The organism is Streptomyces sp. NRRL F-5755 (genome assembly GCF_001279365.1).
In the GTDB taxonomy this organism is placed as follows: Bacteria; Actinomycetota; Actinomycetes; order Streptomycetales; family Streptomycetaceae; genus Streptomyces; species Streptomyces rimosus.
This window is the reverse complement of the sequence record NZ_LGCW01000066.1, coordinates 1-13,963: the sequence shown is the minus strand read 5'-3', so window position 1 is coordinate 13,963 and position 13,963 is coordinate 1. Positions and strand designations below refer to the sequence as shown.

The 13,963-nt window shown below is 72.1% G+C and carries 10 protein-coding genes; 6 read left to right on the top strand and 4 right to left on the bottom strand.

Annotation, left to right across the window (positions count from 1 at the left end; genetic code table 11):
- Positions 1-193: 193 nt before the first annotated feature.
- From ADK86_RS09925 to ADK86_RS09915, 3 genes are all read left to right on the top strand, one after another.
- Positions 194-2,047, top strand: coding sequence for a helicase-associated domain-containing protein (locus ADK86_RS09925; RefSeq protein WP_234345786.1), 1,854 nt, complete (start codon positions 194-196; stop codon positions 2,045-2,047).
- Positions 2,048-2,327: 280 nt separating this feature from the next.
- Entirely contained in the window at positions 2,328-2,786 is a 459-nt protein-coding gene (locus tag ADK86_RS09920; protein ID WP_053696234.1) for a hypothetical protein, read from the top strand.
- Positions 2,779-5,175 carry a tetratricopeptide repeat protein gene (locus tag ADK86_RS09915; protein WP_053696233.1) on the top strand — a complete coding sequence of 799 codons (2,397 nt, stop codon included), beginning with the start codon at positions 2,779-2,781 and terminating at the stop codon, positions 5,173-5,175. The genes ADK86_RS09920 and ADK86_RS09915 overlap by 8 nt, the downstream gene beginning before the upstream one ends.
- 98 nt (positions 5,176-5,273) lie before the next feature.
- Here ADK86_RS09915 and ADK86_RS09910 read toward each other — a convergent pair whose 3' ends face one another.
- Entirely contained in the window at positions 5,274-6,620 is a 1,347-nt protein-coding gene (locus ADK86_RS09910; RefSeq protein ID WP_324611379.1) for a hypothetical protein, read from the bottom strand.
- A 607-nt stretch (positions 6,621-7,227) separates the two neighbouring features.
- Between ADK86_RS09910 and ADK86_RS09905 the strand changes: the two genes are divergently transcribed.
- Both ADK86_RS09905 and ADK86_RS09900 read left to right on the top strand, forming a co-directional pair.
- Positions 7,228-7,866 carry a uridine kinase gene (locus ADK86_RS09905; RefSeq protein ID WP_053696231.1) on the top strand — a complete coding sequence of 213 codons (639 nt, stop codon included), beginning with the start codon at positions 7,228-7,230 and terminating at the stop codon, positions 7,864-7,866.
- Between the two features lie 208 nt (positions 7,867-8,074).
- The gene (locus tag ADK86_RS09900) at positions 8,075-8,671 is read left to right on the top strand and encodes a DUF1349 domain-containing protein (protein WP_107088445.1); all 597 of its coding nucleotides are present in this window, start codon (positions 8,075-8,077) and stop codon (positions 8,669-8,671) included.
- A gap of 21 nt (positions 8,672-8,692) precedes the next feature.
- On the opposite strand, the gene ADK86_RS09895 is transcribed toward ADK86_RS09900, so the two are convergent.
- The 3 genes from ADK86_RS09895 to ADK86_RS09885 all read right to left on the bottom strand — a co-directional run bounded on the left by ADK86_RS09895 (position 8,693) and on the right by ADK86_RS09885 (position 11,017).
- Positions 8,693-9,235, bottom strand: coding sequence for a DUF1697 domain-containing protein (locus ADK86_RS09895; protein WP_053696230.1), 543 nt, complete (start codon positions 9,233-9,235; stop codon positions 8,693-8,695).
- A 120-nt stretch (positions 9,236-9,355) separates the two neighbouring features.
- Positions 9,356-10,036: a methylated-DNA--[protein]-cysteine S-methyltransferase gene (locus ADK86_RS09890; protein ID WP_199834380.1), complete on the bottom strand. Its 681-nt coding sequence runs from the start codon at positions 10,034-10,036 to the stop codon at positions 9,356-9,358.
- A 99-nt stretch (positions 10,037-10,135) separates the two neighbouring features.
- Positions 10,136-11,017: a glycerophosphodiester phosphodiesterase family protein gene (locus ADK86_RS09885; protein WP_053696229.1), complete on the bottom strand. Its 882-nt coding sequence runs from the start codon at positions 11,015-11,017 to the stop codon at positions 10,136-10,138.
- Positions 11,018-11,596: 579 nt separating this feature from the next.
- Here ADK86_RS09885 and uvrB point away from each other — a divergent pair.
- The gene (uvrB, locus tag ADK86_RS09880; protein WP_053696228.1) at positions 11,597-13,729 is read left to right on the top strand and encodes an excinuclease ABC subunit UvrB; all 2,133 of its coding nucleotides are present in this window, start codon (positions 11,597-11,599) and stop codon (positions 13,727-13,729) included.
- Positions 13,730-13,963: the final 234 nt, after the last annotated feature.

Here is a 13,963-nt window from a genome sequence, read left to right as displayed (position 1 = left end):
GGGGGCCCCCCCCGCCACAACCACCTCACCGACCCCGCCCGCGGCATCCAGCTCCGCTTCGGCCACGACAACCGCTGGTATCCGTACGAATCCGACCCCGGCGCCGAGGACTGGTGGCCCACCGGCCGCGCGGACCCCGACCCCGTAGGGGCACTCACCGCGCTGCTCGGCCAGTGACCTAACCTCGTTGGCCGTGGAAGGTCTCGACACACTCACCCGCTCCCTCGCGCAGCGCACCCCCGAAGAGCTGGCCGCCCTGCTCACCCGCCACGCGGAAGCGCTGTCCCGCAGGCCCGCGCCCACCCGGCTCCGCGAACTGGCCACCGCCCTGTGGTCGTACGAAACCCTCCACCACACCGTCCTCCACCTCGACCACCCCCGCCTCCAGCTCCTCGCCGCCACCGCCCGCGTAAGCCAGGACCTGGCCCGGCGTGCCGCCCCTGTGCCCGCCGCCCCCGCCGCCGGAGCCGACTACCAGTCGCTGATGGCCCACCGGCTGTCGTTCCCGGACCTGGCCGCGGAGCCGGTTCCGGCGGAGGAGACGTACCGAGCCCTGGGCGCCACCAGCCCCGGCCCCGCCCGCGAAGCGGTGACCGCCGCCCTGGAACTCCTCCACGAGGACGGGCTCGCCGCCCCCACCGAGGACGGCGCGATCGTGGTCCCGCCCCGCATCCCACAGCTCCTGGCCGCCCACGACCTGGGCACCTTCGTCCCCACCGCCCCGAAATTGCTCGCCCCCGAGGCTGCCTCGCGGGAGAACGGCGCCGCCACGGCCTCCGTCCAGGGCGAATCCCAGGCCGCCGCCTCCACCCTCGCCGCGATCCTCGACCGCCTGCTCGCCTCGCTCGCCGACCGGCCCGCAGCCCTGCGCAAGACGGGAGGGCTGGCCCTGCGTGAGATCAAACGCCTGGCCAAGGCAGCCGGTACGACCGAGGCCCGCACCCGTCTTCTGCTCGACCTCGTGCTCGCCGCCGACCTCATCGCGCTGACTCGTACCCCTGCGGGTATCACGGCCGCGCCTACCGGTGCGTACGACGACTGGCTGGCGCAGACCCCTGGTGAGCGACTCGTTCCGGTTCTGACCGCTTGGTCGACTCTTTGGTCCATTCCGACGTACACCCCCTTCGGTGAGACGCCCACGGCGCTGGTGCGCGGTGAAGACCGGCACGCACCCGCGCTGCGCCACGCCCTCCTCAAAGCGCTGTCCACCGCACCGGCCGACGCCGCAGGTCACCGGCCCGACCTGCCCGTTCTCCTCGACGCCGCGGCCTGGCACCGCCCGCTGGCCGTAAGCGGCGAACCGCTGGCCGAGGACCGCGCCACCCACATCCTCGACGAGGCCGCTTTCCTCGCTCTCACCGCACACGGCGCCCTGACCCCACTCGGCCACGCCCTCCTCGCGGCGTCCCCCACAGACCCCGCCCCTCTCAGCGACGCCCTTCGTGACCTGCTGCCACAGCCTCTCCAGCAGGCCCACTTCCAGGCGGACTTGACCGCTGTCGTCCCGGGCCCTCCGTCCGCGGCCCTCGCCGCCCTGATGACCTCGGCCGCCGACCGGGAATCCGAAGGCCACGCCGTGACCTGGCGGTTCACCCCCGCTTCCGTACGCAGAGCCCTCGACTCCGGCCGTAATGCCGCGGACCTCCTCGACGCCCTCACCGAGGCGTCGGCCACCGGCCCCCTGCCGCAGCCCCTGACCTATCTCGTCCAGGACGCCGCCCGCGCCCATGGCCGGATGCGTGTACTGCCCACCGGCTGCTGTATCCGCTCCGACGACGAAGCACTGGTCCGCGAACTCGCCGCCCACCGAGCCCTCCAGGCCCTCGGCCTGCGCGCCATCGCCCCCACCGTTCTCGTCAGCGCCCAGCCGCCCGCGGCGACCCTCGAAGCACTGCGCGACGCCGGTTACGCCCCCGCGCTCGAATCCGAATCCGGCACGGCATCCGTCGAACGCGTTCCCCACCACCGCGCGGCCCGCACCGGATCCGGCACGTCCGACCAGGTCAACAAGCCCCTCGCGCTCGCCCGGCGACTCCTGGCCGCCTAGCCGGCGGTGCGGGAGCCGCCGATTGTCAGTGGGGTCAAGTAGCGTGGTTGAGCAGGAAGTCGAAGAGGGGAAGAAGCGGAGAAAGAGGGAGCGGCGGACGCAGTGCGGACGCGTCCGGTATGGGGCTGCTGAGGCGCCCGGGGCGGACCGGCAGGGCGGTGACCTTCACCACCGCTCGACCACGGCCCGGCCTGGGCAAGAAGAGGAACTTCTCCTTACCGTCTTACCGTGGCAACGGACGCACGACCGTACGTCTCGTACGGCTGAACAAGGGGGGCCGATGGACGCGGAGTTGACAGCGCTCGCGACAGCGGGGGCGACGGCGCTGGTGCAGCAGATGGTGACGGAGGGGTGGACGCAGGCCCGGCAGCGGGTGGCGGCGTTCTTCTCGCGGCGCCGGGGCGGCGACGAGGAAGAAGCGCTCCAAGGGGAGCTGGAAGTGTCGCGCACGGATCTGCTGGCGGCACAGCGCGACGGTGACGAGGCAGGCGAGGCCGACGTGCAGGCCGAATGGCGGGTACGGCTGCGACGCGCGTTGCGGGACGACCCGGCCGCGGCCGAGGAACTGCGCCAGCTGCTGACGGAGATGCGCACCGACACCGAACCCGGGATCACGGTGAGGGACGTGCACAACACCATGACCGGCGGGGCGCACCGCGGGACGGTCATCCAGGCCGGTGTGATCTCCAGGGTCGACCAGAGCGGCGGCGGGAGCACGCGAGGGCCCGCTCGTGGCTGACACAGGGCCCGGCGGGCCCGGACCATCCGCCGCACCCGAACCGGCCGCGCTCGGCTCCACGACGGACGACCGGGCAGCCACCACTACGCGAAACCACATCGGCGGAACGGTCTACGGAGCCGCCGTACAGGCTCAGAGCATCGGCACGCTGACCATCCACGAGCCCGCGCCGGCCATCGTGCCGGGCGCGCTGGTGCCCTGCACGCTGCCCCCGGTCACGCGCCACTTCATCGACCGCGAGGCCGTGCTGGCCGAGGTGGTGCGGTTACTTGACCAGGCGCTCCCCGCCGACGACGCCGAGAGCATGGGGAACGGCGGAGCGCCCCTCGTGGTCATCCTCTGGGGCCCGGGCGGTGTGGGCAAGACGGCCGCCGCACTACGCCTGGCCGCCGCGCTGCGGGGCCGCTTCGAAGAGGGCCAGTTGTACGCGAACCTGCGGGGCGCTGCCGCGGCCACGGCGGTCACGCCGTCCGACGTACTGCTGCGCTTCCTGCGCGACCTCGGCGTGCACCCGGCATACGTACCGACGGAGCCGGACGCGCAGGAGAGCCTGTTCCGCACGGTGACGGTGGAACGGCGTCTCCTCACCGTGCTGGACGACGCCCACTCGGCAGCCCAGGTACGGCCGTTGCTGGCCGCCTCCCCGGCCTCGCTGACCATCGTGACCAGCCGTACGGACCTGGGCCGCCTGGTCGTCGAGTACGGCGCGCACACCATACGGATCGGCCCGCTCGGCACCCCCGACGCGGTCGGACTCCTCGCTCGCCTGGGCGGCACGGGCCCCGGAGTCGAAGCGGTCGCGCAGCGGTGCGGCGGGATGCCGCTCGCACTGTGCGCGATCGGGGCGCGCGCCGCCGCGACACAACAGCCGGACTGGGAGCTGCTGGAGCGTGAAATGGCCATGAGCGACCAGACCGACGGGCCGTATGGGGAGGAGCGGCCGTACGCGCATGACGGGACCGGCGAACGGAAGGCACCGCCCGGCGCGGCGGGCGAGCCGATGCGCGGCGCTATGGACGTCTCGTACGGGAACCTGTCGGAGGCCGCGGCCAAGGTGTTCCGGCTGTCGGGTCTGAGGCCGTGGCGGCATGTGACGCCGGGAGCCGCCGCAGCCGCGGCCGGCGTGTCCGAGGGGGAGGCGGGCGCTCTTCTCGCCGAACTGGCTGACGCGCGGCTGGTGGAGGCTGTGTCCGAGGCGTCCGAGGCGGAGGCGGCAGCTGAGGCACGAGAAGGCGAACCACAGGCCGGGGACGGAGCCGAATCCGGGACGAGAACCGGGACGGAATCCGGGACCGAGCGCAAGGCCGGTGCGTCCGGCCAGGCGCGTTACCGCTTCCATGACCTCTGGCGCCAGTACGCGGAACAGCGCGCACTGGTGGAGGACGGGATAGCGGGGGCGGCAGCAGCGGTACGCCGGACACTGCTCTGGTATGTGCGCGCCGCGGCGGCGGCCGACGCGTGCGTGTTGCCCGGCCGCTGGCATCTCGGACCGGCGTACGCGCGGCTGGCGGGACGGCCCGCCGCGTACGAGAACGGCTTCAGCGCGCTGGCCTGGCTCCGGGACGAGCGGGAGAACCTCGCGGAAGCGGTACGGGCCGCGGCGGACCACGGGCTCGACGAACTGACGTGGCAGCTGTGCGAGGCCATGTGGGGACTGCACCTGCGGCTCGGCTTCCACCAGCAATGGGTCGCCACCCACCGGCTCGGCGTGGAGGCCGCGGCGCGCTGTGCGGAGGAGTCCCCTGAGGCCGAAGGGCGGATGCGCGCGCAGCTCGGCTTCGCCTACCTGGGCCTTGCGGAGTATGCACAGGCGCAGGCTCAGTTCGAGGAAGCTGCTGCCGCCGACCGGCGTGCCGGACACATGCGTGGCGAGGCCACCGCAGTCGAATCGCTGGGGTTGCTGCATCTGAAGCAGGAGCGATGGACCGACGCCGCCGAGTGCTTCCGGTCGGCCCGTGATCTTGCCCGGCAGGTTGGTGACCCGCGGGCACTGGCCCTGCTGGAACACCACCTCGGACGGTCACTCCAAGGGATGGGCCGCCAAGAGGAAGCGATAGAACAGCTGCGGCACGCCCTGCAACTGATACGCGCGCTGCCCGATCCGTACAACGAGGCGCGGGTGTTGATGAGCCTCGGGCAGACGCTGATCGCCGCCGGGCGCGCGGAGGAGGCCGACGAGCCACTCGGCCGGGCCGCGACGGTCATGGCCGCGGAAGGCTCGGTCGTCCAGCAGGCGGATCTGGCGGAGCTGCGCGCCGAGCGGGCCCACCAGGCCGGGGACACGGAGGCGGAGATCCGTTTCCTGAGGGCGGCGTTGACCCTCCACGAGAGGACGGGAGCGCCCAGAACCGGAGCCGTACGGGCCCGACTGGAGCGGTTGGAGCAGTAGGGCAGCAGGCGCGGGCGGAAGGAAGCAGCCGGGGACGGAACCGGCTGTGGGGCAGCTGGCACGGCCGGCCTTGAGAGGGGGAGTGGTTACGGAGGGCTTCAGCCGGGAGGGGTGATCGTCACCTGAAGGCGGTGGGCGGCGTCGCCCGTCACCACGGTCAAGCCGTCGAGGAGGTCTTCGAGGGACTTGCCCCGCTCGTACCAGGCGTAGAGGGCCGAGGCGTACACGGCCGGATCGCACCGGTCGCGGCGGTCGTCCGGACCGGGCGCCGCGGTGAGGGTGACGAGGCTGCCGTCCGGGACGCGTACGAGGCAGGTGTCCGGCGCGGTGACGCATGCGGCCATGGCGCAGTGCCGGTGGCGGCGCATCGCTTCCTGCGTCCAGGCCGCGGGCTCGGGCTGGGAGTCGTGGAGCACCAGGTCGGCCAGGGGGAGCCGGGTGCTGTCCGGCGCGTCCTCGTGGATGGCGGTGTGGGACGCGACGACCTGGGGTGTGGCCTGGCCAGCGGGAGCGGGTGGGGAGGCAGTCGTAGACGGGGCCGAGGGTGCGTACGGGCCTGAGCCGACGTCCGCGTAGCGGGTGACCGTTATCTCGGGCGGTGCGGTGGGACGGCGGTCGTGCACGTGAGTCAGGACTTGGAGGGGAGTGCGAAGAGGCGTGGCCGGTGGCACGGCGGTGGCATCGTCACCGTGGGCAGGCGGGAGCAGGCGTGGCAGGTAGGCGGGAGGGCTTGGTTCGGCCAGGCCGATGAGGCCGTAGAAGGTGCGCCGGAGCAGGCCTGCCGAGGCGCCGGGGGCGGAACTGGCCAGGGCGGTGAGCTGGGCGTACCGGTCCGGATGATGGTCGGTCAGCAGCTTTTCGAGCTGGGGGAGCAGCGGCTCGTACGGGCGGAGCCGGGGCGCCGTGCGGCCCAGCTCGGCGACGGGCGAGGCCGGGTCCAGGTCCTGGGCCGGGAACGCGCCGAGGAGTACGGGCGTACCGATGGCGGCCGCGTAGTACGTCACGCTGCCGTGGTCGCCGATGACGGCATCGGCGGCGGCCAGGACCTGCCGCCAGGGGCCCAGCGGAGGGACGACGGTCAGCCCGGCGTACTCGGCGTGCCGCAGCCAGGCACGGACCTGGCCGGGGCCGTGCCCGTGCCAGATGTTCGGGTGCAGGACGGCGCAGCGGCGGTAGCCGTCGACGGGCAGTTCGCGGGCGAGGCTGTCCAGGAGCCAGGGGAGGACGTCATGCGTGTCGCCGAACAGGGAACGCGGCCCCCAGGTGGAGTTGACGACGATGAGGCGCTGACCGGCGGCGACGCCGAGGGCGCGGCGGAAGTCGTCGCGGTGGGGGAGCGCGTCCAGCAGGCGGTCGAAGCACGGGTCACCGGCGAGTACGGCCGTATGGGCAGCGGGCGGGCAGGCGCGGCGGAGGCGGGTGAGCTGCTCGGGATGGGACAGCACGGTGGCCGCCGCAATGGGCTCCCCGTCGCGCAGCAACCACTCCGGCGAGAGCCCGAAAACCGGCGCCCGACCAGGCTCCGACCCCGGCCCGGGCCCCCGGTGTCCGGTGTCCGGTGTCCGGTGTCCGGTGTCCGGTGTAGGGAGCCTCTTATTGTAGCCAATGCCGTGCGACAGGATGGCCAATTTCCCCTGAATCAGGTGAAGTTCACCGCCGTAGCTGGCGCTGATCGCCAGGTCCACCGGTGTCTCGACGGCCTGCTCCCACGGCAGGACCGGTAGTCCGGCGTCCGCCAGCAGCTCCGGTACGCCGTGCAGGTAGGGCGACGATCCCGTACATGTGGCCAAGCACTGGACACGTGGGTCGGCGTCGAACAAGGGGAGAACGTCCAGCAGGCGAGTGGCGGAAGTGACGTTGTGGACCACGAACAGGACGCGCGCGGCTCCGGCCCGAGTGGACCACTGCGGCCCTTCCGGACCGACCGGCACCCGCAGCCACCTCTGCCCGTCTGTAACCGCTTCCCCCACGCGTCTCACCCTTCACCCCTGGCTCGACCGGCCACCCTAACCGGTGCGCCCGTCAGGGCGTCCCGCCCGGCAGAATGAAGGAGTGCGGCTCGAAGCGATCACCTGGGAACGGCTGACCGACGCGCTGGCCGAGCGCATCAGCGCGGCAACGCCGGTGGACGGCGGTCCGTGGCTGCGCGTCGCGGTCGACGGGCCGCCGGCCGCCCGTACCGGGGAGGTCACCGAGCGGCTCGCGGAAGCGCTGCGGCTGCGCGGCAGGCCCGTACACGTCGTCGCGGCCGACGGCTTCCTGCGCCCCGCCTCTCTGCGCCTGGAATACGGCAAGGAGGACGCCGACGCGTACTACGACGAGTGGTTCGACCGGCAGGCGCTCTGGCGGGAGGTGTTCACCCCGCTCGACCCGGGCGGCACGGGCCGGGTGCTGCCGGACCTGTGGGACCCCCGTACGGACCGGGCCACGCGCAGCCCGTACACCGAACTGCCGCCGGGCGGCGTGCTGCTGTTGCACGGACCGCTGCTGTTCGGCCACTGGTTCCCCTTCGACCTGTCGGTCCACCTGAAGCTGTCGTCCGCCGCGCTGGCCCGCCGTACGCCGGAGGGCGAGCGGTGGACGCTGCCCGCGTTCGCGCGGTACGAGGACGAGGTGCGGCCCGAGGAGATCGCCGACATTGTGGTGAAGGCGGATGACCCTAACCGTCCGGCGTGGAACGGGGGTGGCTGAGAAGGGGGTGCTCCCTTGAGGGGGGCCGCTAAGAAGGGGGCACCTTCAGGATGGCTGCGGGTGGTCCCCCTTTTCCGTCAGCCTAGGGCGTGCCACTGACAACTTGGGTTGGGGTTGGGGCTGGGGCTTGGGCTGGAGTTGGGGGTCTTGAGTTGGGGATGTGGTGTGTGTGTGGGGGGACGGCGGAAGGGGGCTGTGCGTGGTGGAGATGGGTTGGGGCGTGGGTGGGGCTCGGTGGCTGAATCCGCCGCCGGAGGTGTTGTGTGAGGGCGGGGCGTCCGGTGGTGGGTCGCTGGTCGTCACGGCCGCTGAGGGGAGCGACTTCTGGCGGCGGACCGGTTATGGCTTCGTCCGGGACACCGGGCATGCGCTGCTGGCGCCGTTTCCCGCGGACTCGGCCGTCGAGGTGTCCTTCGTCGCCGCCTTCGACGAGCTGTACGACCAGGCCGGGGCGATGGTGCGGGTGGACGCGCGCACGTGGATCAAGGCCGGGGTGGAAATGAGCGACGGCGCGCCGCAGGTGGGCGCGGTGGTCACCCGCGAGTGGTCGGACTGGTCGCTGGCGCCCGTACCGGCGTGGGCGGGGCGCGAGGTCACGGTGCGCGTCAGCCGCAGCGGCGACGCGCTGACCGTACGGGCGCGGCGCGAACAGGAACCGTGGCGCATGGTGCGGCTGGCGCCGCTGGACCCGGAGGCCAAGGCGTACGCCGGGCCGTTCTGCTGCTCGCCGCAGCGGGCGGGCCTGAAGGTACGGTTCACCCGCTTCGTGGCGGGGCCGGCCGACGCGTCCCTGCACTGCCCGTAAGCGGCGAGGACCCGCGCCCCGTCAGGCGTCGGCGAGGGCGAGCAGTTTCGTCACCGTGTTCCAGTTGCGGGAAGTGGCCGTCACGCCGAGGCGGGCACGGGAGACGGCGTCGGCGAGCTTGGAGCGTCCCACGCCGTTCGGGCACCACATGTAGAGCTCGCGGCCGATCAGCCGGAGCTGGTCGGGGGCGTACGCGCCGGAGCCCAGCTCCTTCAGCGGGGACGGGTCGGCGGGGGCGTCGGACAGGAACGTCACGTGAAGGGTCTTGGGCTCTGCCTCGGCCTGCGGGAAGGGGTTGGCCACGACGGCGTCGGCCAGCTCGTCGCGTGTGCGGACCATCACGGGGACCGGGAAGCCCAGCTCATCGGCGATCCGGGCCTCGATCCGGCGCGCCGTCTCCGCGGGCGGTGTGCCGGGGTTGGCGAAGACGATGTTGCCGGTCTGGAGGAGGACCGTCACGTCCCGGTGGCCCAGGGCCGCGAACAGTTCACGCTGTCGCGCCATGGGGAACTTGTTGTGACCTCCGACGTTGATGCCGCGGAGGAGGGCGATCTGGCGGGGCATGACGGGTGCGGGCCTTTCGCGCGAGGGTGGTGGCATACGGGAGGGAAGGGGCGTGGGGGCGGGCTGGGGTGGGCGTGGGAGCGCTGGTGCGGAGGGTGCCGGATCAGGCCGCAGGGGGCTTCAGAAGAGGGGCTGCGGGAGGACGCCCTCCAAGGCCAGCAGGTGGCGCTTGGTGTCCAGGCCGCCGCCGAAGCCGCCGATCCCGCCGTCGCTCGCCACCACCCGGTGGCAGGGGACGACGACCGGGAGCGGGTTGGAGCCCATGGCCGCGCCCACCGCGCGGGCGGCGCCCGGCTCGCCGACCCGGTCGGCCAGGTCCTGGTAGCCGACCACGGTGCCGTACGGGACGTGGGCGGCCAGCTCGCGCAGCACCCGTTCGTTGAAACCCGCGGACAGCGACCAGTCCAGGGGGACGGTGAAGGCCCGCAGCCCACTGTCGAAATAGCGGGCCAGCTCGTCGGCCGCCGTGGTCAAGTGGGGTATCTTCGGGAGCGGTTCGCTGCCGAACGCCAGTCGCAGGCGGGTCAGCGACCTGCGGACGACCCGCTCGTCGGAGTGGAAGGCGACCAGCGCCAGCCCCTCGCGGGTCGCCGCGAGCAGCAGCGGGCCGATGGGGGTGTCCAGCACGCGCCAGGCCCAGTCGCGCGCCTCCCGCGCCTGAAGCGCTTCCTCCTGCTCGGCCGGCTTCGGCTCATCCTGCCCGGGCCGGTCCGGTGCCTCCTGCACAGGCGGCTCTTCGGGGCCTGGCCGCTCCTGCTGCCCGGCCCGGCCGCCTCGCTGATCCCGCTCTGTGTTCGTCACGGCATCAGCCTATGACCCGCCACTGACAACGCCCCCGGAACCGCGGTGGGCGGCTCCGGGGCGTCGTCGGCTACGGGTGGATGGCCAGGGGCCGACGTACTACCGGCCGGTCTTCTCCAGGGCGTCGCGGATGACGTCCGGCTTGTTGCTGATGATGCCGTTCACGCCCTGGCCGGCGGCCTTGACCGCGTTGGCGGCGTCGTCGATGGTCCAGGTGAAGACCTCCAGCGGGCGGCCGTGCGGGCCCTTCACCTTGTGCACGGACGCGACGTACCCGGCGTCGATCGACTTGTACTGGGGGTTGATCTGGTCGGCGAACGCTGCGTACTTGGGCAGTTCGGCGACGGCCGGCGTACCGAGGAAGCCCGTCTTGATGTCGGGCCGCAGGCTGTGCACCTTCTTCACCGAGTCGGCGCTGAAGCTCTGCACGATCAGCCGGCGCTTGACGTGGTCGCGGTCCAGCCAGCCGTCCTCGCGCAGCTCCTTGAGGATCTGCCGCTCGATACCGGGGTACAGCTCGGGCGACTTGATCTCCAGCAGCAGGTTCTGGTCGTTGTCCTCGACGGTGTCCATGTAGTCCTCCAGCGTCGGGACGCGCTCACCGCTGAACTTCGGGCCGAACCAGCTGCCGGCGTCCAGCTTCTCGATCTCCGCGAGCGTGAAGTCGGCGACGTTCCAGGGGGCGCGGCCCGGGAAGACCTGCTCCACGTTGGTCGTCCGGGCGAGCGAGGTGTCGTGGAGGATGACCAGTTCGCCGTCCTTGGTGCGCTGGACGTCGTTCTCCACCCAGGCGAAGCCGAGGTCGGCGGCCGCGTCGACGGCGGCGAGCGTGTTCTCGGGCGCGTACGCGGAGGCGCCCCGGTGGGCGACGGTCACCACGGTGCGGTGGGCGTCGGCGGCCTGGGTGCTCGTGGCGGGGAACAGGGACACGGTCAGGCCCACGAGCACACCGGCGACAGTGGCGACGGAGCGGAAACGCATGCGGACTCCTAGTGACGACGTGATGGCGGGCGCGTACGGGGCGGGCCGAGGGCATGGCACCGGCCGGATGGGCCGGAAGCGGAGCCGGGGCCCGCCGGAATGCCCGCGGTGAACGAGGTGGATTCGGGGTGGGACGCGCAGAGGGTCGCAGTCGGGACGTACCGGGAGACAGGCGCCGGATGGACAGAAACTGAACGAGAAGCGACCTGTGTTCCGTGTTTGAACGCCCGGATCGCGTGATCTCCTCAAAAAGCACGCAACATACACACGTGCCGCGCGCGCCCCGGGGCGCGGAGCCCCGGCCTCCACGCCCGTCGGCCGGGATATCGGCCCGCCCGGCCCCGCTGGCCGGTTCTGGTCTTGCGCCCGCCGCGTCCCGGCTCCCGGCCGCCCCCGCGCGGCCCGGCCGGCTTCGGTCCGGGCGCCGCGGAGGCCGAGCCGGCCCGGCCGCCTCCGCGCGGGCCCGCCCCCGGCCGCCGAGCCCCGCCGCTTCCGCCGACAGAGCTGACAGAGCCGACAGAACCGCTGGTCGGAGCGTTTTCCGGTCGATTGTCAGTGGGGGGCCGTACGGTTGATGACATGCGGCCCGTTTCCAAGATCGAACGCACGGTGGCGCCCTTCGAGGTCGTCAGCCCCTATCAGCCCAGCGGCGACCAGCCGGCGGCCATCGCCGAACTCGCGCAGCGCGTCAGCGGCGGTGAGAAGGACGTCGTCCTGCTCGGCGCGACCGGCACCGGCAAGTCGGCGACCACCGCGTGGATGATCGAGAAGCTGCAGCGCCCCACCCTCGTCATGGCGCCCAACAAGACCCTCGCGGCGCAGCTCGCCAACGAGTTCCGCGAGCTGCTGCCCAACAACGCCGTCGAGTACTTCGTCTCGTACTACGACTACTACCAGCCCGAGGCGTACGTCCCGCAGTCGGACACCTACATCGAGAAGGACTCCTCGATCAACGAGGAAGTCGAGCGGCTGCGCCACTCCGCGACGAATTCCCTGCTCACCCGGCGGGACGTGGTCGTGGTCGCCTCGGTCTCCTGCATCTACGGCCTGGGCACGCCCCAGGAGTACGTGGACCGCATGGTGGCGCTCAAGGTCGGCGACGAGATCGACCGCGACCAGCTGCTCCGCCGTTTCGTCGACATCCAGTACACCCGCAACGACCTGGCCTTCACCCGCGGCACGTTCCGCGTCCGCGGCGACACCATCGAGATCTTCCCGGTCTACGAGGAGCTCGCCGTCCGCATCGAGATGTTCGGCGACGAGATCGAGGCGCTGTCCACCCTCCACCCGCTCACCGGCGAGGTGATCAGCGAGGACCAGCAGCTGTACGTCTTCCCGGCCAGCCACTACGTCGCGGGCCCCGAGCGCATGGAAAAGGCCATCGCCGGAATCGAGGCGGAGCTGGCCGAGACCCTGGCCACGATGGAGAAGCAGGGCAAGCACCTGGAGGCCCAGCGGCTGCGCATGCGCACGACCTACGACATCGAGATGATGCGCCAGGTCGGCTCCTGCTCCGGCATCGAGAACTACTCGCTGCACATGGACGACCGCGCCCCCGGCAGCCCGCCCAACACCCTCCTGGACTACTTCCCGGACGACTTCCTCCTGGTCATCGACGAGTCGCACGTCACCGTCCCGCAGATCGGCGCGATGTACGAAGGCGACGCCTCCCGCAAGCGCACCCTGGTCGAGCACGGCTTCCGGCTGCCGTCCGCCCTCGACAACCGGCCGCTGAAGTGGGAGGAGTTCCTGGAGCGCGTCGGCCAGACCGTCTACCTCTCGGCGACGCCCGGCTCGTACGAGCTCTCGCGGTCCGACGGGTACGTGGAGCAGATCATCCGCCCGACCGGCCTGGTCGACCCCGAGGTGATCGTCAAGTCCACCGAGGGCCAGATCGACGACCTGGTCCACGAGATCCGTACGCGTACCGAGAAGGACGAACGGGTCCTGGTCACCACCCTCACCAAGAAGATGGCCGAGGACCTGACGGACTACTTCGTCGAACTCGGCATCCAGGTGCGCTACCTGCACAGCGACGTGGACACCCTGCGCCGCGTCGAGCTGCTGCGGGAGCTGCGGGCCGGCGAGTACGACGTCCTGGTCGGCATCAACCTGCTGCGCGAGGGCCTCGACCTGCCCGAGGTGTCGCTGGTCGCGATCCTGGACGCCGACAAGGAGGGCTTCCTGCGCTCGGGCACGTCGCTGATTCAGACCATCGGCCGGGCCGCCCGTAACGTCTCCGGCCAGGTCCATATGTACGCGGACAAGATCACCCCGGCGATGCGCAGGGCCATCGACGAGACCAACCGCCGCCGGGAGAAGCAGCTCGCGTACAACAAGGAGAACGGCATCGACCCGCAGCCGCTCCGCAAGAAGATCGGCGACATCGTCGCGACCCTCGCGCGCGAGGAGATCGACACCCAGGAGCTGCTGGGCACGGGCTACCGCAAGGCGGCCGACGGCAAGGACGCCAAGGGCAAGGCGCCGGTGCCCGCACTGGGCGGAAAGACGGCCAAGGGCAAGGCCGCGAAGGGCGCCGCCGCGCCCACCGACCGGCCCGCCTCCGAACTGGCCGAGCTGATCGAGGAAATGACCGACCGGATGCGGGCCGCCGCCGCGGAGCTGCAGTTCGAGGTGGCCGCCCGGCTGCGCGACGAGGTCGGCGAACTGAAGAAGGAACTGCGGCAGATGAAGGAGGCGGGGCTGCGGTGAGCTGAGCCGGGCCGAGCCCCGGGAGGACTCCGGGTGGGTCCGGGAGGGTCCCGGAAGAGGCGGGGTTTGGTTTGAGGCGAGGTTCGGTCAGGGGGCCGGGACGAGGTGAGGCGTCCCGGCCATCGGCCCTCGCGGGTGTGGCCGGGGCGTGCCGGCAGGCGGTGACGCGCCGCCTGTGTGGTGAGGCTGCCGGTGCGGGGGTGCGGGGGTGCGGCGCGTCCGGGGTGCGGGGCG

Bases quoted from the DNA above. Each gene is read 5' to 3' on its own strand.
- uvrB (WP_053696228.1), top strand. From the start codon at position 11,597: ATGCGGCCCGTTTCCAAGATCGAACGCACGGTGGCGCCCTTCGAGGTC.
- ADK86_RS09895 (WP_053696230.1), bottom strand. From the start codon at position 9,235: ATGCCCCGCCAGATCGCCCTCCTCCGCGGCATCAACGTCGGAGGTCAC.
- ADK86_RS09920 (WP_053696234.1), top strand. From the start codon at position 2,328: ATGGACGCGGAGTTGACAGCGCTCGCGACAGCGGGGGCGACGGCGCTG.
- ADK86_RS09900 (WP_107088445.1), top strand. From the start codon at position 8,075: ATGGGTTGGGGCGTGGGTGGGGCTCGGTGGCTGAATCCGCCGCCGGAG.
- ADK86_RS09885 (WP_053696229.1), bottom strand. From the start codon at position 11,017: ATGCGTTTCCGCTCCGTCGCCACTGTCGCCGGTGTGCTCGTGGGCCTG.